This is a genomic window from Paenarthrobacter sp. GQ52, assembly GCF_059759005.1.
The window spans coordinates 122,033-143,704 of record NZ_JCAXEJ010000008.1; the positions used below are offsets into that span (position 1 = coordinate 122,033).

Sequence of the window (21,672 nt, forward strand, 5' to 3'; positions counted from 1 at the left end):
GGACACTGTGAAACTGTCACCCAAGCTGGAACTCGCAGGAGTTTCCCTGCGCGACATGACCGAGGCCGATGTCCCGGCCGTGGAGACGCTGGAGCGCCGGCTATTCCCCGTGGACGCGTGGCCCTTGCAGATGTTCTTCGACGAGTTGGCCCAGCCTGACACCCGGCGCTACGTGGTGGCAGAGGTTGCAGGGGAGATCGTGGCTTACGCCGGATTGATGTGCATCGAGCCGATCGCGGACGTCCAGACGATCGCCGTCGTGCCTGAATTCGAAGGCAAGGGCATTGGCTCTGCTGTCCTGACAGAACTGATTGACGAAGCGCGGCGCCGCCGTGCCGAGGACGTCCTGCTGGAAGTGCGGGCGGACAATCCCCGCGCCCAGCAACTGTACTTGCGGTTCGGTTTCGAGCAGATCCACGTCCGTCCCCGCTACTACCGGGACGGCACGGACGCCCTGATTATGCGCCTTGAACTGAACAAACCCCAAAAAGGAGCCACAGCGTGAGCGGGCCGAATCCGGAACAGCCAAAGCAGCCGCTGGTGCTTGGCATTGAGTCATCCTGCGACGAGACCGGTGTGGGAATCGTGCGGGGGACCACCCTGCTGACCAACACGGTGTCATCGTCCATGGATGAGCATGTTCGCTTTGGCGGCGTTATCCCGGAGATCGCGTCACGCGCACACTTGGACGCCTTTGTGCCCACCTTGCAGGAGTCGCTCCACGAGGCCGGCGTCACCTTGGATGACATCGATGCCATTGCCGTCACGTCCGGTCCGGGCCTTGCAGGGGCGCTGATGGTGGGTGTTTGCGCTGCCAAAGCCCTTGCCGTTGCCACCGGCAAGCCGCTCTACGCCATCAACCACTTGGTGGCGCACGTTGGCGTGGGGTTGCTGGATAGTGGGGCACCTTCGGAAAGAGCGTCCGACGCCGTTGCTGCCGCCGGCCTGGGTGCCGGAAAGCTACCGGAGAACCTCGGCGCATTGCTGGTATCGGGAGGGCATACGGAAATCCTGCGCATCCGGAGCATCACGGACGACGTGGAGCTGCTGGGTTCAACCATCGACGATGCCGCCGGCGAAGCGTACGACAAAGTGGCCCGCATCCTTGGCCTCGGGTACCCGGGCGGGCCTGCCATCGACAGACTGGCACGCCAGGGCAACTCCAAGTCCATCCGTTTCCCCCGTGGACTCACGCAGCCCAAATACATGGGCACCGCGGAGGAGAAGGGACCGCACCGTTACGACTGGTCCTTCAGCGGCCTGAAAACAGCCGTGGCCCGGTGCGTCGAGCAGTTCGAAGCCCGGGGCGAGGAAGTTCCCGTGGCAGATATCGCGGCAGCGTTCCAGGAGGCCGTGGTGGACGTCATCAGTTCAAAGGCGGTCCTGGCCTGCAAAGAGCACGGCATCACTGACGTCCTGCTGGGTGGGGGCGTTGCAGCGAACTCAAGGCTGCGGGAACTGACTGGGCAGCGCTGTACCTCCGCAGGTATCAAATTGCATGTTCCGCCGCTGGATCTTTGCACGGATAACGGAGCCATGGTTGCCGCGCTCGGAGCGCAGCTGATCATGGCCGGCATTGCTCCCAGCGGAGTTTCCTTCGCGCCGGATTCTTCCATGCCGGTGACTACGGTCTCAGTGCCCGCCTAGCGCTCCTTGGGCTAGTACAGCTAGGCGTCCGGACCCTTGCGCATCTGCTGTACGAGGTCCATGACCACTGCCTGCAGGTCGCCGTTGTGTTCAGCGGCCACCCGGCGCTGTCGTTGGTAGCTTGCTCCGCGCTCGATGATCTTCAGGACGTCCGAGAGTTCTTCGGAGCAACCGAGCTTGGCCGCTACAGGTTCCAGCCTGGCGACGGTTTCAGCGAGGTGCTCTGTGACCAACTGCTCGTTGCCCTCGGCGTCGAGAATGATGATGGCTTCCATGCCGTACCGTGCGGCGCGCCATTTGTTCTCCTGGACATGCCACGGTGGCATGGTGGGGATGCTGCCGCCGGCATCAAGGATGGAGGAGAACTCGTCCACAAGGCATTGGGTCAGCGCAGCAATGGCGCCTACTTCTTCTAGTGTGGCCAAGCCGTCGCAGATGCGCATCTCGATGGTGCCCAGGTTCGACACGGGGCGGATGTCCCAGCGGATTTCGGAGGTCGCGTCAATGACACCTGTGGTGAACATGTCCTGGACGTAGGACTCGTAGGCCTCCCATGTTTCGAACTGGAAGGGCAGCCCGGCGGTGGGAAGCTGCTGGAACATGAGCGCACGTTGGGAAGCGTAGCCGGTTTCTTCGCCGGCCCAGTACGGGCTGGAGGCGGACAACGCCTGGAAGTGCGGGAAGTAGTTGACCAGGCCGTCCAGGATGGGGAGGACCTTGTCCCGGCGGTCGATGCCCACATGGACGTGAACGCCGTAGATCACCATCTGGCGTCCCCACCATTGGGTCCGCTCGATCAGCTTGGCGTAGCGTTCCTTGTCCGTGACGGGCTGGAGCAGGGGAGGGCTGAACGGGTGGCTGCCTGCGCAGAACACCTCCACGCCCATGGGGTCGGTGACTTCACGGACGGCGGCCAGGGATCGGCTGAGGTCTTCCTTGGCATCCTTGACGGTCTCGCAAATGCCGGTGACCAGTTCCACAGTGTTGAGGAGCAGTTCGCGCTTGATATGGGGGTGTTCGTCGTCCTCATTGAGGTCGGGGTGGTTCGCGGCGACGCCCTTCAGGACATCGTTGGCCACTGATACCAATTCCCCGGTGCGTGCATTGACGAGCGCCAACTCCCATTCCACACCCAGTGTCGATTGCCTGGATGGCGCAAAATCAATCTGCACGTAGTCCCCTCATAGTCTGTCTCAGCCGGACACGGTTCCCCGCTGTGGGGCCGCCAGCGGTCGGATCAAGTCTAATGCAGCCGGAACACAGGTGGCTGCTGGGGACTTGCGTAAACAAAGACCGTTATTTGCTAATGATAATGATTCGCAATAGAATCAACGCATGCATCTTACAGTCCTCAGTTCCCTGGACAGCCAATGCCGGGAGTCAGCCGCCGCCAGGCTCGGCCAGACCCACGCCAATTCCGTAGTGGTCCTTCACGATCTTCTGGATGGTTCACTGGTCCTGCGGCGCGTCTATCGGAACGGCCAGTTGTTCGAACGCGAAACCACGGTGTTGGAGCATGGTTGCCTTAGCTGCACCGTCAGGTTGGACGTTGTCCCGACGGCGGAACGCCTCGGCTCATGCGGCTTCGACCACGTTGTCCTGGGCCTCCCACCCGGCGTCGCAGCAGGGATGGCTGTTGCCGGGCTTCGGCGTGGATTGAGCCGCCCGGCGGTGATCGACAACGCCGTCCTGGCCTTGGACCCCGCAGACCTGGACGACCATATCTGGGATCGTCACACGTTGTTTGAATCAGGATTCACGTCCATGCCCACTGATGATCGAACCAGTGGAGAATTTCTGATCGGCGAGTTCGGGCAGGTGGACACCGTGATGGTGCACCCCGGACTGGGTGCCGTGCTGACCGGCGAGCCCCGCGAGGGCTCCGCCCAGTGGCTGCTGGGTGTCGAATTACTCGGCCAGTTGGCGTCCCATGCCGGAGTTGTTGGCGCGGCTGACGACTACCGGCCGGGATGCTTCGACGACGCCGAAGCAGCGGCCCGTAACCGGCCCGGCGTCGTGCGTGTGCCCGTCAGCGAAGCCAAAGGTTCCTTCCGGACGGTGCTCCGGAAAGCGGGTCGACCACTGCATCCTGGGCGCTTCCGTGATGCGCTGCCACAGCTGGCGGCCGGCACGCACTGGATGCGTGGCCGCCTCTGGATCGCATCGGCGCCTAAAACGCGGATCGCCGTCCAGGGAATCGGGCCGCGTGTGTGGCTGGAAAGCACCGGAAAGTGGCTGGCTGACACTGTTGAATCAGCGCCCGGCCTCGCGCGCCCGGGGGAGGCAGGTGCCGACGTCGACTCCCTCCTTGACTGGCACCCCAGCCATGGCGACCGCGGAACTGTGCTGGCCATCACCGGAAGGTCGGAGGACATTGATCCCCAGGAAATCAGCGATCTGCTGGACGGCTGCCAACTAACGGAGGCGGAGATGGAGCAGGATTTCGGCGTCTGGGACGACCCCCTGGAACTCAGCGACGCCCTCTAAACCGAACACCCACACAAAGGAGAAACACCATGAAAGTCAGGAATTCGCTGCGTGCCCTCAAGAAGATCCCCGGCGCCCAGATCGTGCGCAGGCGGGGGCGCACCTTCGTCATCAACAAGAACAACCCGCGGATGAAGGCGCGGCAGGGCTAACAGCACGGCGTTGTTTAATGGGGGAATGCCAATCCTGAACAAAGACATGTCCCTGTGCATTTCGCTTGCGGCCCGGCCCAGCAATATCGGGACCAGGTTCCACAACTATCTGTACGATCTGCTCGGCCTGAACTTTGTCTACAAGGCATTCGCCCCCGCGGACATCACCCTTGCGGTGGCGGGCATCCGCGGCCTCCCGATCCGGGGCGCCGCGGTGTCCATGCCGTACAAAGAAGCCGTCATCCCGCTGGTTGACGTCATGGATCCGTCGGCCAAAGCCATTGATTCGGTGAATACCATCGTCAATAACCACGGTGTCCTCACTGCCTACAACACGGACTACATCGCGATCGCCCGGCTCCTGAAGGACCACCAGGTTCCCAGCAGCCACACGGTGCTGCTCCGCGGTGCCGGCGGCATGGCCAAGGCCGTAGCCGCAGCCCTTCGGGACGCCGGGTTCACCGCTGTAACCATCGTGGCACGCAATGAGGGCACCGGCCGTGCGCTCGCAGACCTCTACGGCTTCGGATGGCAGGACGACGTCAACGGCTCAACCGCGGACCTCATCATCAACGTCACTCCCTTGGGAATGGCAGGTGCGGATGAAACCGCCCAGTCCTTCGATGACGCCACTATTTCCGCTGCCCAGGTGGTGTTCGACGTCGTGGCATTGCCGTCGGAGACGCCGCTCATCACCGCTGCCCGGCGAGCCGACAAGAAGGTGATCACGGGCGCCGAAGTGATCGCTATCCAAGCCGAGGAGCAGTTTGTCCTATACACGGGCGTGCGTCCGAGCGCCGAGCAGGTGCGTGAAGCTTCGGAGTTCTCCCGCCGCTAGCTCTTGTGACACATCAGGCCGTCACTGGCTCCACGACAACAGCCACTCTTTCCTCGCCGATCCGGGTGAGGACCAAGGTGGCTGTTTTCGCATCCTTGCCCTTGATGGGTTTGGCGGGAAGCAGTTGCTTCCGCAGCTCCTCCGGGGTCACTGCCGTGCCGCGCTTCTTGATATCCAGCACCGTGACGCCGTTGTTCTTCACCCATGCCTTGAGCGCCTTGACGTTGTAGGGCATCACTTCAAGCACTTTGTAGGCACGGGCGAACGGGGTGTCATGCAGCTCGGGGGCGCAGATGTAGGCGATGTGCTCGTCCACCAGATGCCCACCGAGGCGTTCTGCGACGTCGGCCACCAGCCCTGCCCGGATCACCGCCCCATCGGGTTCGTAGAGGAAGCCCTCGACAGGTCCGACGGCGGCTACCGGGCCGCCGTCGAAATCCGCACCGCTGGTGATTTCAGCGGCGCCTTGGCTGCCGATAACCAGCGCTGCGCGACGCACGCCGGGGCGGGCCACCGCGTTGAACCATAAGGTCACTTCGGTAACATCGCCGCCCACTGAGACCCATTGGGCCTCGCAGCCTGACGGCACGGAATCATGGGGGATGCCGGGACCCATTTTGACGCCGATTGCGCGGCCGGTGGCTGCCAGGCGTTCAACGAAGGACAGCGGGGGAGAGAACGCTTCAGGGTCCCAGATCCGCTTGGTTCCGGAGGTGGACGTGGTTCGCCGGGCAGGATCCAGCCATACACCGTCGATCCCGTCCAGTTCCACGGACGTGGCATCCGAGTGCACCACAGTGGCGTGCGGGAATGGCATGAGGTTGATCGTGGCGCAGGCGGCAGTGGTTTCATCCATCTCAACGGCGGTCACCGAAATGTCCATGGAAGCCATCGCCATGGAATCGGCACCAAGGCCGCAGCCGAGGTCGGCAACGTGCGGGATGCCCGCCTTCGCGAAACGCTCGGCGTGCCGGGCCGCGACGTTCAAGCGCGTTGCCTGCTCCAGTCCCGCTTGAGTGAAAAGCATCTGCCGGGCGAACTCGCCGAACTTGGCCTCGGCACGTGTCCGCAGGCGGGATTGCGTGAGGACCGCGGCCACGAGTTCGGGGGAGTGGCCCGCTTTCCGGAGCTCGGCATTGACGCTGAACGAGTCGGCTTCCCGGTAAGGCCCCAAGGAGGCAAGAAGTTCCCATCCTTCAGTTGTCAGCAAGGGCGCGATCTGTTCCTGCGGTGCGTGAGGCATGGGATCAAGCCTAACGGCGCGGTGCTTGACAACGTGACCGGCGAATCAGCCCGATAGGGTTGTTTTCATGGAAGACAACGCAGCCCCGCATCACTCCACCATGACAAAGTTCGCTCGTCCGGCCCTGATAGCGGGGGCAGTGATCGCGGTGGTTTGCGTCGGCCTGCTAATCATTATCTTCGCGCTGGATTCCTTCAATGCCGCCACCTACTCCGTCGCCGGCAAGAGCGTTAACGACGCCACCGAGGAAGCGCGGGGCATCCGCGAACTCTACAGCGGCGCCAGAACCGGTGGAATCATCACCTTGGTGATCTCCGGCGTCGTTGCTATTGCCGCTGCCGTAGTGCTGTATCTGAACCGCGGCAACGCTCCGCTGGACGAGGATGACGACGGCGAAGACTACGATCTGGACGACCTCACCGGCCGATGACGGAGGTTCACTCATGACGAAATTCTGGCACTCGCCTTGACCGAGTGCTAACGCTTACATAGAGTCTTGTTAGCACTCTCCCCCGGAGGGTGCTAATCACGCCAAGCGTCTTCCGGCACCGCGACGACGGTTGTACGCTCCGGCACCCTAGTTCTTAGTCCATGAATCAGCTCATGAAAAGGAGAGTCCGAGTGTCGGTCTCGATTAAGCCTCTTGAGGATCGTATTGTTGTTCGCCCGCTCGAAGCAGAGCAGACCACGGCTTCCGGCCTGGTAATTCCGGACTCCGCACAGGAGAAGCCGCAGGAAGGCGAAGTTGTTGCAATCGGCCCCGGCCGCTTCGATGACAACGGCAACCGCGTACCGGTTGACGTAGCTGTTGGCGACGTCGTCATCTACTCCAAGTACGGTGGAACCGAAGTCAAGACCGGCGGCAACGAGTACCTCGTTCTGTCCGCCCGCGACGTCCTTGCGATCGTCGTAAAGTAACTTCCTGGAGCCCCGCACCGCCGCCGCGTTGGAATCATTCCGACCGTCAGCGGTGCGGGTTTTCTGTCTTGAAAGGACACAACCATGGCAAAGCAGCTTGCTTTTAACGATGCTGCCCGCCGGTCTCTTGAGGCCGGTATCGACAAGCTCGCCAACACTGTCAAGGTGACGCTTGGCCCGCGCGGCCGCAACGTCGTGCTGGACAAGAAGTGGGGCGCTCCCACGATCACCAACGACGGTGTGACCATCGCCCGCGAAGTTGAGCTTGACGACCCCTACGAGAACCTTGGCGCACAGCTGGCCAAGGAAGTAGCAACCAAGACCAACGATGTCGCCGGCGACGGCACCACCACGGCCACCGTGCTGGCACAGGCCCTGGTCAAGGAGGGCCTCCGCAACGTTGCTGCCGGCGCCGCTCCTGGCGAGATCAAGCGCGGCATCGAGGTTTCCGTCGAAGCCATCGCAGCCCGCCTCCTGGAGAACGCCCGCGAAGTCGAAGGCACCCAGGTTGCCAGCGTCGCAGCCATCTCCGCGCAGAGCGACGAGGTTGGCGAACTGCTGGCCGAAGCGTTCGGCAAGGTTGGCAAGGATGGTGTCATCACCATTGAAGAATCCTCCACCACCCAGACCGAACTGGTGCTCACCGAGGGCATGCAGTTCGACAAGGGCTACCTTTCCCCGTACTTCGTCACCGACGCAGAGCGCCAGGAAGCAGTTCTTGAAGACGCCCTCATCCTGATCAACCAGGGCAAGATCTCCTCGCTGCAGGACTTCCTGCCGCTGCTGGAAAAGGCCCTGCAGGCCAACAAGCCGCTCTTCATCATTGCTGAAGACATCGAAGGCGAAGCCCTCTCCACGCTGATCGTCAACCGTATCCGCGGCACGCTCAACGTTGTTGCCGTCAAGGCTCCGGGCTTCGGCGACCGCCGCAAGGCCATGCTCCAGGACATCGCGACGCTCACGGGCGCCCAGGTTGTTTCCCCGGACCTCGGCCTGACCCTGGACAGCGTTGGCCTCGAGGTACTTGGTACCGCTCGCCGTATCACGGTGACCAAGGACAACACCACCATCGTTGACGGCGCCGGCACGGCCCAGGACGTTGCCGACCGCGTGGCGCAGCTGCGTGCTGAGCTCACCCGGACGGACTCCGACTGGGACAAGGAAAAGCTGCAGGAACGCCTGGCCAAGCTGGCCGGCGGCATCGGCGTGATCAAGGTTGGCGCAGCCACCGAGGTTGAGCTGAAGGAAAAGAAGCACCGCATCGAGGACGCTGTTTCCTCCACGCGTGCAGCCCTGGAAGAAGGCATTGTTTCCGGTGGCGGTTCCGCTCTCATCCACGCCCTCAAGGCGCTGGACGAGTCCCCGGCCGTCAAGGCCCTGGAGGGTGACGCGGCAGCTGCTGTGGGCATCGTCCGCCGCGCTTTGGTTCAGCCTTTGCGCTGGATCGCCCAGAACGCCGGCTTCGATGGCTTCGTGGTTGTTGCCAAGGTTTCCGAGCTGGAAGCCAACCACGGCTTCAACGCCAAGTCCGGCGAGTACGAGGACCTGATCGCCGCTGGCGTGATCGACCCCGTCAAGGTCACCCGTTCGGCTCTCCGCAACGCCGCTTCCATCGCTGCCCTGGTTCTCACCACCGAGACCCTGGTTGCCGAGAAGCCGGCTGAGGAAGAAGACGCACACGCAGGCCACCAGCACTAAAAGCCTGTTATACAGAAGCCCCGGTCACCTTGACCGGGGCTTCTGTTGTTTCCGGGGTGGTGTCGTGGCCTGTGTCGCTCAGCTATTGTGAGCGCACGACGGCGGCGGTAACCTGACGCTAATACGGCGGCTTGGGTGCGTCAACGGGGCGCATCGACGCCGACGGGTAAGCCATGACGATGCCTGCCACAGCTTTGGACCTGGGACGCTCGGCATTCTCCGAGCACCGCTGGAGCGATGCCTTCGAATTCCTCGCACGCGCCGACACCGCAGGGGGCCTGCCTGCTCAAGACATCGAGTTGGTGGCCTCCGTAGCGATGCTGTTGGGCAAAGACACCGAGGGCGTGGCCTACTTGACCCGGGCGCACGACGAATTCATCACGCTGGGCGACACGGATAGTGCCGCACGCTGCGCAGCGTGGCTGGTGCTGTACTTGATGGATCTCGGTGAGCCCGCCCGCAGCAGCGGCTGGATGTCCCGGGCCAAGCATCTGGTGGAAGGGCTGGATAGCCCTACCGCAGCGGAGGGCTACCTGTTGGTTCCGGAGGCACTTGGTGCCCTGTACGGAGGAGCTCCGGAGGCGAGCTTTGCGATTTTCAGCCGGGCGTTGGAGATCGGCCGGCACTTCCAGGACAAGGACCTCATGGCGCTGGGCCAGCTCGGCGTCGGAACCGCCAGGCTCACCCTCGGATTCCCTGATGAGGGCCTTCAACTTCTTGATGAAGTGATGGTCTCGGTCATCGCGGGCGAAGTTTCGCCCATCCCGTCCGGGATCATCTACTGTGCGGTGATCGGCAACTGCCGTTTGGTGTTGGATGTCCGCCGTGCCCAGGAGTGGACGGCCGCGTTGGAGAAATGGTGCGGGGACAGGCCGGACATGGTCATGTTCAGCGGGCAGTGCCAGTCCCACCGGGCGGAGTTGTTTCTCCTCCATGGCGCATGGGATGACGCCCTTGCCGCGGCGCGGATTGCCCAAGACCGTGCGCGGCGGGGCGATCCGGAAGCCACTTACGGCGCTTGGTACCAGCAAGGGGAAATTCTCCGTCTCAGGGGAAGCCTGGCCGAAGCCGAAGCTGCCTATGCAAGGGCAGGGGAGACGGGTTTCGAGCCTCTTCCCGGTATGGCCCTGATGCGATTGGCCCAGCAGAACGGCCCCCAGGCCCAGTCCATGATGCGTCGGGCAGTGGCAGGGTCGGATCCTGCCAACCGGCGAAGACTTCTTCCGGCTCTTGTTGAGGTGGAACTCGCCTCCGGTGACCTGGCAGCGGCAAGGTCCGCTGCCAACGAATTTGCGTCCCTTGTTGACCCGGAAAAGCGCCCTCTGGAAGCTGCCCTCGCTGCCCACGCGGAGGCGAGCGTGCTCTTGGCTGAAGGCAGCGCGGAAGCTGCCCTGATGGCGGCACGGACGGCATGGAGGCTGTGGTTCTCCCTTGAAGCACCGTATGAGGCAGCCCGTTGCCGCGTGCTCGCGGGCAGGGCCTGCGCGGCGCTGGGCGACCCTGATTCGGCGACCATGGAATTCGAAGCGGCCCGGGCGGAATTCGTGGAGCTGGGTGCCGCTCCCGCGGCCTCAGAAGTAGTGGGCATCAGTGGAGAACGCGATCAAGGCACCAGCTCGCCGCTTACTGTCCGCGAACTGGAGGTCCTGCGTCTGGTGGCGGAGGGCAACGCGAACAAAACCATTGCCCGATCCCTTTACCTCAGCGAAAAGACCGTTGCGCGGCACGTGAGCAATATCCTCACCAAACTCGCTGTGCCATCGCGCGTGGCTGCGAGCCGGTATGCGTTCGATCACCATCTGTTGAGCTAACGCCATCTGTTGAGGTAACGCCCGTTCGCCTGTGCGCATAAGTACCCATGCAGCGTGGGTGGGAATGGGTCATTTTGCCGACGCGGTGGATGGGGCTGGACTCATAGCTTGGCTGTATGAACATTCCACTGCTTGCCGGCACCGTATCCACCGTGCTCTTCGCCGCCAGCATGCTCCCCATGCTTCTGAAGGCCGTGCGCACCAAAGACCTTGAGTCATACAGCGTCGGCAACATCGCCACCACCAACGTGGCCAACGCAGTGCATTCGTTCTATGTCTTTGATCTTCCGGCAGGCCCCGTATGGCTGCTGCACTCCTTCTATGTTGTGGCGTCTGCCCTCATGCTCCTGTGGTGCCTGCGCTACCGGAAGGTTCCTGAAGACACACACAAAGAACCCATCGGAGAACCAGTAATTGAAGGGAAAAAGTCATGAACTGGAGCCAGAACCCAGCAGTAGACACGCTCATAGTAGGAGGTGGACAGGCAGGCTTGGCGATTGGATATTGGCTGGCACAAGAAGGCAGCAGCTTCCTGATAGTGGATGAAAATGCCAGGACGGGAGACTCTTGGCGGCAGCGATGGGATTCCCTGCGGCTGTTCACTCCCGGCAAGTACGACGGCCTTCCCGGGGCGCCGTTCCCCGGCGACAGGTTGAGTTTCCCCACCAAGGATGAGCTGGCTGACTACCTTGAGGACTACAAGCGTCGCTTCGACCTGCCGATCGAACACAATGTGCGTGTCGACGGCCTTGTGAGCGACGGGGATGGATTCCAAGTCACCTCGGGGCAGCGATCATGGCATGCCAGGAACGTGGTTATTGCCACGGGGGGATACCGCGTGCCCAAGACCCCGGCCTTCGCCGGGGAGCTGTCGGCAGACATACTCCAACTCCATTCCCAGGACTACAAGAATCCTTCCCAGCTCCAGCCCGGCCCTGTCCTGGTGGTGGGACTGGGGAACTCAGGGGCGGAGATTGCCCTGGAGGTCAGCGGGAGCCATCCGACCGCTGTGGCGGGAGCCCCCGGTGGCGAGCTCCCCGTGCGCCACGGACGTGCAGCAGCGCGCTTCGTGCTTCCGGTCATCCGTTTCGCGGGCCTGCACGTGCTCACACTCGACACCCCTGTTGGCCGCAAGGTTGCTCCAAAGTTCATGCAGAAGGCTGCGCCGCTGATCCGGACCAGGACCAAGGAACTGCGCGCTGCAGGTGTTGAATTGCTGCCCAGGGTCACCGGTGTCCGGGACAGCTATCCGGAAGTTGGCGGAGACATCCAAACGGTCAAACCCGCCAACGTTATCTGGTGCACGGGCTACCGGGACGACTACTCGTGGGTCCGGGTGCCCGTGGTGGACGGGGCGGGCAGGCTGCTGCAAAAGCGGGGAGTGGTGGCCGACGTTCCAGGTGTGTTCTTCATCGGCCAGGAATTCCTGTTCGCTGCGGCTTCGGCGACCCTTCCGGGTGTCGGACGGGACGCACGCTACCTCGCCCGTCGGGTGGCCGCACCGCGTTCCAGCGGACTGGTGAACGTGTAATGGGTCACGTTAGCGAGGGGCGTGGCCGGCTGCAGTGTTAACGGGAGCAGGGAGTATCAGCACAGGTCACGCACAGGTTCGGGTGGCACAATGTATGGCTGGACCTGTGCTGATGGGGCTTCGGATGGCGGCCAGGGACACCCTTCCACATCGGTTGCGCGACTGAAACCGCGTAATATTGATGCTTTGTGCCAGAGCTTTGAGGAACTGCCTAACGTGACGACGCCAACGATTCCAGCCCCTGCCCACCACGGTAAGCGGGCTGCCGGACCCGTTGCAAAGTCTAAGTTCCGCCCCGAAATTCAGGGCCTTCGATCCCTCGCAGTCCTGATGGTGGTCAGTTACCACATCTGGATCGGCAGGGTCTCCGGAGGCGTTGATGTCTTCCTCCTCATTTCAGCGTTCCTCATGACCCTCCAGTTCACGGGACGTTACAAACAGGGCCGCCCCATGGACCTTGTGCGCCACTGGCTGCACCTGTTCAGGCGGCTGCTGCCCGCCGTCGTCGTTGTTCTGGTGGGCACTCTCGCAGCAACCTTCGTTTTCCTGCCAGCCACGCGTTGGGTTGAAATTGTCCAGCAAACCTGGGCTTCGCTGTTTTACTTTGAGAACCGGCTGCTGCAGGAGCTGGCGGTTGATTACTATGCCACCGACCACAGCATGGCGAGCCCCGTTCAGCACTTCTGGTCCTTGTCCATCCAGGGCCAGGTATTCATTGTGTGGCCCATCATCTTTGCGACGGTTGCGCTGGTGTGCCGCCGCTTTGCCCTCCGCTACCGCGCCACTCTGGTGTATGTTTTCGCCATCATTTTCCTGGTCTCGTTCATCTACTCCGTCATCTTCACAGCCAACAACCAGGCCGTGGCATACTTCGATACCTTTGCCCGTTTGTGGGAGTTCGCCTTGGGCACGCTGGTGGCGTTGGTGCTACCGGGCCTGGACTTCTCCAAACCCGTCCGTGTGATCTTGGGATGGGTGGGGGTGGCAGCGATGCTCACTTGCGGAATCCTGTTGCAGGTACAGACTGCGTTCCCGGGATTCGTCGCCTTGTGGCCCACGCTGGCCGCGGTCGCGGTGATCGCAGCCGGTCAGACCGGGAGCCGTTTCGGGCTGGACCGGATCCTGAGTTCCAAATTCCTGGTCCGGCTCGGTGACAACTCCTACGCCCTATACCTCTGGCACTGGCCCATCCTGGTGATTGCCCTGGCCTGGAGCGGCAGGGGTCAGGCCGGTTGGCTTTCCGGCACGGCCATCATTGTGCTGTCACTCGTTTTGGCGTTCCTGACCACCAAGTTTGTGGAGAAGCCGTTCCGGGAATGGAAATGGCCCGAGATGAAGCGCCGCCGCTCGGTCATCGCAATCGCGACGTGCCTGGCAGTCGTTTCCGCACCCCTGCTCGCTTTCCAGTACAAGCTGGACTTGGACCAGCAAGCTGCAGAGGCGCGAATGGTCTTCGACAATCCCGGGGCAAAGGCACTCCTGCCAACGTACGTGAATGAAGCGGCTCCAAATGCGCTCACTCAGCCCACCGCGGAAAGGATCGGGCGTGACTGGGCCCAACTGCCCGAGGGGTGCTCCGGAGACACGAAACCCGAGTCGCAGTTGCTGCGGGACAACTGCCGGCAGAACGGTGTGGGTTCCGACGCCACCAAGACAGTCCTGGTGGTAGGCAACTCGCACTCCCAGCAGTGGCTTGCCGCCATGGAAGTATTGGCGGAGCAGCATCATTGGCGTCTCTACTCGCTGCTGTACGGGGCGTGCCCCTTCATGACTGAAGACCCCGAGTCGGAGCCTGGCTGTAACGAGTTCAACCGTGAAGTGCGCAGCCACATCCGGGACCATACGCCGGATGCCATCTTCATGGTGGGCACAGCGGCTGTGTCGTCCTTGCCTGACGAAAGACTGACCCACGGCTTTGAGGACCTCGTTCCCGAGGTCACGGCACTGGGCATCCAAATGGTGGCAGTGCGGGACAACCCAAGGTTTACTTACAGCCTGACGGACTGCGCCCTCGCCAAAGGGGTGGACAGCCCTGATTGCCGTCCGCTGAAGTCGGACGTCCTGGCTGAACCCAGTCCTTTTGACGCCGTGGCGGGTAAATACCAGGACCTGATCCTGCTGGATATGACCGACCTTGTGTGCCTGGGGATCTACTGCCCGCCCATCATCGGTAACACCTTCGTGTACCTGGATGACAACCACCTGACCAAAACGTACGTCAAGAGCATGTCGGGCATGCTCGATGAAAGGTGGTTTGCCGCGACAGGGTGGCAACGATGATGGACACACGCGCAAGAACGGCTGCCCCGCCAAGCAAGGAATCCACGACGTCGAAACCCGGCTTCCGCCCGGAAGTCCAGGGCCTGCGTGCCCTGGCAGTGCTCATGGTCGCGGCCTACCATATCTGGCTCGGCAAGGTCTCGGGCGGCGTGGACGTTTTCCTGCTGATCTCGGCTTTCCTGCTGACGCTGTCCTTCACGCGCAGGCTCGAAAGTCATAAGCCACTTCGACTCCTGCGGCATTGGCTGCACGTGTTCAAGCGGTTGCTGCCCGCCGTCGTCGTTGTCTTGCTGGCCGCCCTGGCAGGCACCTGGGCACTCATACCGCAGAGCCGGTGGCCCGATATCCTCACCGAGGCCTGGGCATCCCTCATGTACCGGCAAAACTGGCAGTTGGCCGCTTTCGCGGTGGACTACTACGCCCAGCAGCACGTTCATGCCAGCCCCCTGCAACACTTTTGGTCGCTATCCGTGCAAGGCCAGGTGTTTATTCTGTGGCCGTTGATCTTCGCCGGAGTCGCGCTTCTGCAACCGCAGCTGGCTAAGCTGTCTCCGCAGCGGAAGGCCGCAACCCACAGGCAGTTGCTGTTCATCGCCTTCGGCGCGGTCTTCCTGGCATCACTCGTGTTCTCCATCGAGCAGACCGCCAACAACCAAGCCCACGCTTACTTTGACACCCGTGCACGCCTATGGGAATTCGCGCTGGGTTCCCTTCTCGCCCTGGCGATCCCATACCTGAAACCGGGACGCCGGTTCCGTGTTTTCCTGGGATGGGCAGGAATTGCAGCGATGCTCGCCTGCGGGCTGATGCTCACGGTGGACCGCTCCTTCCCTGGATTCGTAGCCCTTTGGCCCACCCTTGCGGCTGCAGCAGTCATCATCGCGGGTCAGAGCGGTAGCCCCTTCGGTGCCGACCGTCTCCTGGGCTCACGCCCACTGGTCATGGTGGGTGACAACTCGTACGCCCTGTACCTGTGGCACTGGCCGGTTTTGGTGTTCTTCCTCCTGGCCACCGGCACTACCGCGCCCAGCCTCCTCCAAGGCCTGGGAATCATGACGGTTTCCATGCTGTTGGCGGTAGCCACCACAAGGTATGTGGAAGTTCCCCTGCGCCGCTGGAAGTGGCCGGACGTGCGGTCCTGGCGGGCCGCCGTCGTGATTGCCACGTGCGGTGCGCTGTTGGCGTTGCCGGTCACGGTGTGGCAAAGCGCCATCACCGCTGAAGCTGCAGCGATTGCGGATCAGCCCCACGAACTGACGCCGGGTGCTGCCGCGTTGTCCCCGGAGTACGCCGGTGAGCCGAGCGAAGAAGCCCTCATCATCCCCGCGCCCGCAGCCATGAAGGACGAGTGGGCAAACGTCGACGGCAAGTGCACCGGCGACAACGTACCCAGCGATCCGTTGCTGCAGGACTGCCTGCAAAATGAGGAACCGGCGGTGGTCACCAAGAGGATCGTGGTGCTCGGTGATTCCCATTCCCAGCAGTACACGGCTGCTCTTGGCCCGATTGCCAAAAAGCACGGCTGGGAAGTGGTGACGCTGCTTAAAGGTGGCTGCCGGTTCGGTGCCCAGTCGCCGGAGCGCCCCGATTTCTGCAACGAGTTCAACAAGGCAAGTTCCGCCTACGTGATGGAGCACAAGCCCGACGCAGTTTTCACCGTGGCATCCAAGACGCACGTCGATGCTCCATTTGAAACCGAAGTGCCCGGATACCTCGAAGGCATCAAGCCGTTCACGGACCTGGGAATCGATGTGGTGGGTGTCCGGGACAACCCGAGGTTCAGCTTCAATATGCCCGAGTGCGTGCAGAAGAAGGGCAAGGATTCGCCCGACTGCAATGTGCCCCTTGAAGAGTCCTTGGCGGCGTCATCACCTTTGGACGACTATGTAGGCAAGGTGGAGCGGCTCTACCTGATGGATATGAGCGACTTCATCTGCGAGCAAGGGACCTGTCCCGCGGTGGTTGGTAACGTCTACGTGTACAAGGACGACAACCACCTCACCAAGACCTATGTTCAAACCATGATCCCCATGTTTGAACAGCGGCTGCTGGCCGCTACCGGTTGGTCCGCAAGCTAGGTTCCGCGCTCGCCGGCGGTTTCAAACGTACGACGACGGCCTGCCGCCAGTGCTGTTGCTCACAGTCAGGCGTCGCGGAATATGGCGATCGGCGCGGAGGTTCTAGTATTTATCCAATACCTTCTGCACAGGTAACTTTTGCACAGGTACTCTCTGCACAGGCCAGTCCCGTAATGACGGGCTGGTCATCAGTTGCAACCCCTACCAGTTAAGCCCCCGGAACCCAGGTAAGAGGCGCACACTCATGACCCAGCCCGAACACGATCCCTTTGGCTTTGTTGGCCTGACGTACGACGACGTCCTGTTGCTCCCCGGCCACACGGACGTCATCCCGTCCGACGCTGACACGTCCTCCCGCATTTCCAAGCGCATCTCCGTACAGACCCCTTTGCTTTCAGCAGCAATGGACACCGTGACCGAATCCCGCATGGCCATCGCCATGGCCCGGCAGGGTGGTTTGGGCGTGGTTCACCGCAACCTGTCCATCGATGACCAGGCCGAGCACGTAGACCGCGTCAAGCGCAGCGAATCCGGCATGATCACCAACCCGCTGACCATCGGCCCGCAGGCCACGCTGCAGGAGCTGGACGAGCTGTGTTCCCGCTACCGCGTTTCCGGGCTTCCCGTTGTGGACACGGACGGACGCCTGCTGGGTATCGTCACCAACCGCGATACCCGCTTCATTCCCGAATCTGAATTTCCGCTGCGCAGCGTCAGCGATGCCATGACCAAGATGCCGCTCATCACCGGTCATGTGGGTATCAGCCGTGACGAAGCCTCCCACAAGCTGGCCACCAACAAGATCGAGAAGCTCCCGCTCGTTGATGAGCAAGGCCGCCTGATGGGCCTCATCACTACCAAGGACTTCACCAAGGCTGAGCAGTACCCGTTGGCCACCAAGGACGACGAAGGCCGCCTCCGCGTAGGTGCCGCCATCGGATTCTTCGGTGACGGCTGGGAACGCGCCATGAAGCTCGTCGACGCCGGCGTGGACGCACTGTTCGTTGATACCGCCAACGGCCACTCCCAAGGTGTGCTGGACATGATCCGCCGCCTGAAGTCGGATCCCATTGCGGCGCATGTGGACATCATCGGCGGCCAGGCAGCCACTCGTGAAGGTGCCCAGGCACTGATCGACGCCGGTGCTGATGGCATCAAGGTGGGCGTGGGGCCGGGATCCATCTGCACCACCCGCGTCGTCGCCGGCGTGGGCGTGCCGCAGATCACCGCCATCTACGAATCCGCCAAGGCAGCAATCCCCGCCGGTGTTCCCCTGATTGCCGACGGCGGCCTCCAGTACTCGGGCGATATCGGCAAGGCACTGGTTGCCGGAGCCGACACCGTGATGCTGGGCTCCCTCCTCGCCGGCTGTGAAGAGTCCCCGGGCGAGCTCATCTTCGTCAACGGCAAGCAGTTCAAGAGCTACCGTGGCATGGGCTCCCTTGGCGCCATGCAGTCGCGCGGCAAGAACACGTCCTACTCCAAGGACCGCTACTTCCAGGCCGACGTCTCGGGCGACGACAAGCTCATCCCCGAAGGCATCGAAGGCCGCGTTGCCTTCCGCGGTCCGCTGGCCTCCGTGGCTTACCAGTTGGTGGGTGGTCTCCGCCAGACCATGTTCTACACGGGCGCCCCCACCATCCCGGAGCTGAAGGCACGCGGCAAGTTCGTCCGCATCACGCCCGCAGGCCTGAAGGAATCGCACCCGCATGACATTCAGATGACCGTCGAAGCGCCGAACTACGGTTCCCGCTGATCACCCATCTGCTCAACAGCTGTTCCCCGTGGAAGTTTCCACGGGGAACAGCTGTTTAACAGGACGCGACATAAATGTCGGTCCCGAAGAATAGGCTGGGCACATGTCAGAAAAGCCCGCACAATCGCGGCACCCGGAGTCGGTCCGGCTGAACTCGGTCCCACCGGGGGCGCCGCCCCGCAAGCTCGCCTTGCGGCCATACGCGCGCGCCGTTGGGCAGGTCCTCAAGGTGAGCTTCAAAGCTTCACCCGGCGCAGTCATCATGAAGGTGGCAGGGTCCCTGATTTCGGCCACGCTGCCGCTGGTCACCACGTATTTCGCTGCGCTGACCACCACAGCACTGGCGGCCGGGTACGCGGGAGACCCCGACGCCGGTCCCCGGGCCATTCTGTACGTCATCATCACCGCAGCGCTGGGATTGTTCTGGGGCGCCTTCAGCAGCGTTGACCGCTACATCCAGCAGCTGATGAGCTTCAAGGTGGGCGCCATCGTGGGCGACATGATGTACCAGCGCTTCCTCGCACTGGAATTCTGGCGCTATGACGACAAAGAAACGGTGGATCTTTACGACCGCGCCAAGCGGTTCTCCGATTCGTATGCCCGCGTCCTGGACCGGATAGCCGCCATCTTTACACAGTTCGTTTCCGTGGTCCTGGCTATCGGTGCTTTGCTCCTGGTCAGCTGGTGGATCGCAGTCATCGTACTGGTGGCCATCGTGCCCAGCGTCTACCTGCAGTTCAAACTGTCCCGCGAACAGATCGCGCACTGGAATACGCAGGTGGATTCGAGGCGGCAACGCCGGATGATCGAACAAAACCTGCTCCGGCCCCAACACATTGCCGAGATGCGGCTGTACGGGATCGTCGGATACCTCATGGATCTGCGATCGAGGCTGCGGGATGCTGACGAACGCAGGCGCCTGGACTTCCAAAAGCGGTACATTCCCAAGCAGCTTGCCGCCGATTCCCTGCAGTACGGGGCCGAGGTTGTGTCCCTGATCTGGGTTGTTGGCCAGATCATCGCCAGGGCGCAGCCAGTTGGACAGTTCCTGTACGTGCAGCAGATTGTGAGCCGCGCGCTGTCTACCGCCAACAGCCTTGTCTCTTCGCTGAGCTCCATTGACGAGGACCTCGCCAACCTCAAGGACTATGAGCTTTTCATGGCCCTCCCTATCCCAAGCGGGAAAGAAAAGCCGCTGTCGTCGTCGCCCGCAACTGTGGAGCTGCGGGACATCCGGTTCAGCTACACGGGGAGCGACATCGAGGTCATCAAGGGCATCTCCATGACCATCAGGGCAGGTCAGCACATCGCCATTGTGGGGGAGAACGGTGCAGGCAAATCAACGCTGATCCGAATCCTGGCTGGACTGTACCGCCCCGACTCCGGCCAAGTGCTGCTTGACGGCGTGGACCTTGCCGGGATCGACGTCACCAGTTGGCACCGGCACCTTGCAGTGCTGAGCCAGGAGTTCCTGAAATACGAGTTCGCCACCGCGGCGGAGAACATCTATCTCGGCGACGTGGACCAGCCCCGGGACGACGACCGGATCCGGCGGGCGGCCTCGGACGCCGAAGCCATGGAGTTCATCAACAAGTTGCCCAACGGCCTGGAGAACCACGTCAGCAACTGGATGGAGGACCCCCGGGGACGCAAGGGAAGCGGGCTGTCGGGTGGCCAATGGCAGCGCCTGGCCATGGCACGCAACTTCTACCGCGATGCCTCGTTCATGGTCATGGACGAGCCCACGTCAGCCATCGACGCTTTGGCGGAACATCGCATTTTCACCCGGCTTTTCGCAGACCGGAGCAGCACCATCATTGCCATCAGTCACCGCCTGGCCACCATCGAGAAGGCAGATATCGTGTACATGCTGGAGGACGGCCGCATTGCCGAGCAGGGAACCCACAAGGAACTGGTGGCACTGAGGGGACGCTACTTCCGGATGTTCGAATCCCAGCTCTCGGTGGATGAAACCAGCCGGAACACCTAGGGGAAAACGGGGCCTTCGTTTTGGTGGGATAAACTCGAGCAGTGACTTATGAGATTGAGATTGGCCGTGGCAAGCGTGGGCGTCGTGCCTACTCCCTGGATGACATCGCGATCGTCCCGAACCGCCGGACGCGTGACCCGAAGGACGTCTCTGTCTCCTGGCAGATCGACGCCTACAAGTTCGACACCCCCGTTATTGCGGCTCCCATGGACTCCGTCATGTCCCCGGATACTGCCATCGCTTTTGGTCGCCTCGGCGGCTTGGGCGTCCTTGACCTCGAAGGTCTCTGGACGCGCTATGAGGATCCCCAGAAGGTGCTTGACGAGATCGCGGACTTGGCCGACGAGACCAACAGCCCAGCCGTCACGCGTCGCATGCAGGACCTTTACCAGGCACCCATCCAGCCTGAACTCATCAGCTCCCGCTTGGCGGAGATCCGCGCCGCCGGCGTGACTGTTGCAGGGTCCTTGACCCCCCAGCGCACCCAGGAGCACTACAAGACCGTGGTGGCTGCCGGCGTCGACATCTTTGTCATCCGCGGAACCACGGTTTCGGCTGAGCACGTCTCCAAGAATCATGAGCCCCTGAACCTCAAGCAGTTCATCTATGAACTGGATGTTCCGGTGATTGTTGGCGGAGCAGCCGGCTACACGCCTGCCCTGCACCTCATGCGCACCGGCGCTGCCGGCGTCCTGGTCGGTTTCGGCGGCGGAGCAACCACCACCACGCGTCGCGCCCTCGGTATCCACTCACCCATGGCTTCAGCAATCTCCGATGTCGCTGCCGCCCGCCGCGATTACATGGATGAGTCCGGTGGACGTTACGTCCACGTCATTGCCGACGGCGGCATGGGCAGCTCCGGAGACATCGTCAAGGCCATCGCCATGGGTGCCGACGCCGTCATGCTTGGCAGTGCACTCGCTCGCGCCGAAGAGGCACCAGGCCGGGGCTGGCACTGGGGTCCTGAAGCACACCATCTCGAATCTCCCCGCGGCGATCGCGTCAACGTCGGAACGGTTGGTCCGTTGGAAGAGGTCCTCTTCGGACCCGGCCACCACACCAACGGGACGTCGAACCTTATCGGCGCCCTGCGCCGCTCCATGGCGACCACCGGCTATTCGGACCTCAAGGAGTTCCAGCGCGTCGACGTCGTGGTTTCTCCTTACGCAGGCAACTGAAACTAGTCGCTGAAGGCCCGTGTTGGCTCCGATCACCATCGGAGCCAATACGGGCCTTCTTCGTT

At 62.4% G+C, this 21,672-nt stretch carries 18 protein-coding genes; 16 read left to right on the forward strand and 2 right to left on the reverse strand.

Annotated elements, in window-relative coordinates:
* Window positions 1-7 precede the first annotated feature (7 nt).
* Together rimI and tsaD are read left to right on the forward strand one after the other, a co-directional pair.
* On the forward strand, window positions 8-505 hold the full coding sequence (gene rimI, locus AC6CH8_RS12895; protein WP_498190933.1) for a ribosomal protein S18-alanine N-acetyltransferase: 498 nt from the start codon (window positions 8-10) through the stop codon (window positions 503-505).
* The gene (gene tsaD, locus AC6CH8_RS12900; RefSeq protein ID WP_498190935.1) at window positions 502-1,647 is read left to right on the forward strand and encodes a tRNA (adenosine(37)-N6)-threonylcarbamoyltransferase complex transferase subunit TsaD; all 1,146 of its coding nucleotides are present in this window, start codon (window positions 502-504) and stop codon (window positions 1,645-1,647) included. The genes rimI and tsaD overlap by 4 nt, the downstream gene beginning before the upstream one ends.
* 20 nt (window positions 1,648-1,667) lie before the next feature.
* On the opposite strand, the gene AC6CH8_RS12905 is transcribed toward tsaD, so the two are convergent.
* Complete coding sequence (locus AC6CH8_RS12905; RefSeq protein WP_178997144.1) at window positions 1,668-2,819, reverse strand: glutamate--cysteine ligase; 1,152 nt, start codon at window positions 2,817-2,819, stop codon at window positions 1,668-1,670.
* 163 nt (window positions 2,820-2,982) lie between these two features.
* On the opposite strand from AC6CH8_RS12905, the gene AC6CH8_RS12910 reads away from it, so the two are divergent.
* From AC6CH8_RS12910 to AC6CH8_RS12920, 3 genes are read left to right on the forward strand one after another with little or no spacing between them, the layout of a single operon-like run.
* Window positions 2,983-4,134, forward strand: a complete 1,152-nt coding sequence (locus AC6CH8_RS12910) for a GTP-binding protein (protein ID WP_498190936.1) — start codon at window positions 2,983-2,985, stop codon at window positions 4,132-4,134.
* Between the two features lie 29 nt (window positions 4,135-4,163).
* The gene (ykgO, locus tag AC6CH8_RS12915; RefSeq protein WP_011775528.1) at window positions 4,164-4,286 is read left to right on the forward strand and encodes a type B 50S ribosomal protein L36; all 123 of its coding nucleotides are present in this window, start codon (window positions 4,164-4,166) and stop codon (window positions 4,284-4,286) included.
* A 25-nt stretch (window positions 4,287-4,311) separates the two neighbouring features.
* Window positions 4,312-5,124, forward strand: a complete 813-nt coding sequence (locus AC6CH8_RS12920) for a shikimate 5-dehydrogenase (RefSeq protein ID WP_091468917.1) — start codon at window positions 4,312-4,314, stop codon at window positions 5,122-5,124.
* 13 nt (window positions 5,125-5,137) lie between these two features.
* On the opposite strand, the gene AC6CH8_RS12925 is transcribed toward AC6CH8_RS12920, so the two are convergent.
* Window positions 5,138-6,367, reverse strand: a complete 1,230-nt coding sequence (locus AC6CH8_RS12925) for a THUMP-like domain-containing protein (protein ID WP_091468914.1) — start codon at window positions 6,365-6,367, stop codon at window positions 5,138-5,140.
* A gap of 67 nt (window positions 6,368-6,434) precedes the next feature.
* Between AC6CH8_RS12925 and AC6CH8_RS12930 the strand changes: the two genes are divergently transcribed.
* The 11 genes from AC6CH8_RS12930 (at window position 6,435) to AC6CH8_RS12980 (ending at window position 21,607) form a co-directional block, all read left to right on the forward strand.
* Window positions 6,435-6,797: a hypothetical protein gene (locus AC6CH8_RS12930; RefSeq protein WP_091468911.1), complete on the forward strand. Its 363-nt coding sequence runs from the start codon at window positions 6,435-6,437 to the stop codon at window positions 6,795-6,797.
* A 191-nt stretch (window positions 6,798-6,988) separates the two neighbouring features.
* Window positions 6,989-7,285 (forward strand): co-chaperone GroES, encoded by a 297-nt coding sequence (gene groES / locus AC6CH8_RS12935; protein ID WP_011775524.1) that lies wholly within the window; start codon window positions 6,989-6,991, stop codon window positions 7,283-7,285.
* Between the two features lie 84 nt (window positions 7,286-7,369).
* The gene (gene groL / locus AC6CH8_RS12940) at window positions 7,370-8,983 is read left to right on the forward strand and encodes a chaperonin GroEL (RefSeq protein ID WP_017200315.1); all 1,614 of its coding nucleotides are present in this window, start codon (window positions 7,370-7,372) and stop codon (window positions 8,981-8,983) included.
* A gap of 173 nt (window positions 8,984-9,156) precedes the next feature.
* Window positions 9,157-10,794, forward strand: a complete 1,638-nt coding sequence (locus AC6CH8_RS12945) for a helix-turn-helix transcriptional regulator (RefSeq protein ID WP_498190940.1) — start codon at window positions 9,157-9,159, stop codon at window positions 10,792-10,794.
* Between the two features lie 116 nt (window positions 10,795-10,910).
* Window positions 10,911-11,228, forward strand: coding sequence for a hypothetical protein (locus AC6CH8_RS12950; RefSeq protein WP_420178579.1), 318 nt, complete (start codon window positions 10,911-10,913; stop codon window positions 11,226-11,228).
* Complete coding sequence (locus tag AC6CH8_RS12955; RefSeq protein ID WP_498190941.1) at window positions 11,225-12,325, forward strand: flavin-containing monooxygenase; 1,101 nt, start codon at window positions 11,225-11,227, stop codon at window positions 12,323-12,325. The genes AC6CH8_RS12950 and AC6CH8_RS12955 overlap by 4 nt, the downstream gene beginning before the upstream one ends.
* Window positions 12,326-12,541: 216 nt before the next feature.
* A complete protein-coding gene (locus AC6CH8_RS12960) occupies window positions 12,542-14,605 on the forward strand; it encodes an acyltransferase family protein (protein ID WP_498190943.1) in 2,064 nt (687 codons plus the stop codon).
* On the forward strand, window positions 14,602-16,683 hold the full coding sequence (locus tag AC6CH8_RS12965) for an acyltransferase family protein (RefSeq protein WP_498190945.1): 2,082 nt from the start codon (window positions 14,602-14,604) through the stop codon (window positions 16,681-16,683). The genes AC6CH8_RS12960 and AC6CH8_RS12965 overlap by 4 nt, the downstream gene beginning before the upstream one ends.
* A 244-nt stretch (window positions 16,684-16,927) precedes the next feature.
* Window positions 16,928-18,439 carry an IMP dehydrogenase gene (gene guaB / locus AC6CH8_RS12970; RefSeq protein WP_498190947.1) on the forward strand — a complete coding sequence of 504 codons (1,512 nt, stop codon included), beginning with the start codon at window positions 16,928-16,930 and terminating at the stop codon, window positions 18,437-18,439.
* A 103-nt stretch (window positions 18,440-18,542) separates the two neighbouring features.
* The gene (locus tag AC6CH8_RS12975; RefSeq protein ID WP_178997123.1) at window positions 18,543-20,429 is read left to right on the forward strand and encodes an ABC transporter ATP-binding protein; all 1,887 of its coding nucleotides are present in this window, start codon (window positions 18,543-18,545) and stop codon (window positions 20,427-20,429) included.
* Between the two features lie 41 nt (window positions 20,430-20,470).
* On the forward strand, window positions 20,471-21,607 hold the full coding sequence (locus AC6CH8_RS12980) for a GuaB3 family IMP dehydrogenase-related protein (RefSeq protein ID WP_091468893.1): 1,137 nt from the start codon (window positions 20,471-20,473) through the stop codon (window positions 21,605-21,607).
* Window positions 21,608-21,672: the final 65 nt, after the last annotated feature.

Bases quoted from the DNA above. Each gene is read 5' to 3' on its own strand.
- AC6CH8_RS12965 (WP_498190945.1), top strand. From the start codon at position 14,602: ATGATGGACACACGCGCAAGAACGGCTGCCCCGCCAAGCAAGGAATCC.
- AC6CH8_RS12925 (WP_091468914.1), bottom strand. From the start codon at position 6,367: ATGCCTCACGCACCGCAGGAACAGATCGCGCCCTTGCTGACAACTGAA.
- AC6CH8_RS12955 (WP_498190941.1), top strand. From the start codon at position 11,225: ATGAACTGGAGCCAGAACCCAGCAGTAGACACGCTCATAGTAGGAGGT.
- ykgO (WP_011775528.1), top strand. From the start codon at position 4,164: ATGAAAGTCAGGAATTCGCTGCGTGCCCTCAAGAAGATCCCCGGCGCC.
- groL (WP_017200315.1), top strand. From the start codon at position 7,370: ATGGCAAAGCAGCTTGCTTTTAACGATGCTGCCCGCCGGTCTCTTGAG.
- AC6CH8_RS12910 (WP_498190936.1), top strand. From the start codon at position 2,983: ATGCATCTTACAGTCCTCAGTTCCCTGGACAGCCAATGCCGGGAGTCA.
- AC6CH8_RS12930 (WP_091468911.1), top strand. From the start codon at position 6,435: ATGGAAGACAACGCAGCCCCGCATCACTCCACCATGACAAAGTTCGCT.
- AC6CH8_RS12920 (WP_091468917.1), top strand. From the start codon at position 4,312: ATGCCAATCCTGAACAAAGACATGTCCCTGTGCATTTCGCTTGCGGCC.
- guaB (WP_498190947.1), top strand. From the start codon at position 16,928: ATGACCCAGCCCGAACACGATCCCTTTGGCTTTGTTGGCCTGACGTAC.
- AC6CH8_RS12950 (WP_420178579.1), top strand. From the start codon at position 10,911: ATGAACATTCCACTGCTTGCCGGCACCGTATCCACCGTGCTCTTCGCC.
- AC6CH8_RS12975 (WP_178997123.1), top strand. From the start codon at position 18,543: ATGTCAGAAAAGCCCGCACAATCGCGGCACCCGGAGTCGGTCCGGCTG.
- AC6CH8_RS12945 (WP_498190940.1), top strand. From the start codon at position 9,157: ATGACGATGCCTGCCACAGCTTTGGACCTGGGACGCTCGGCATTCTCC.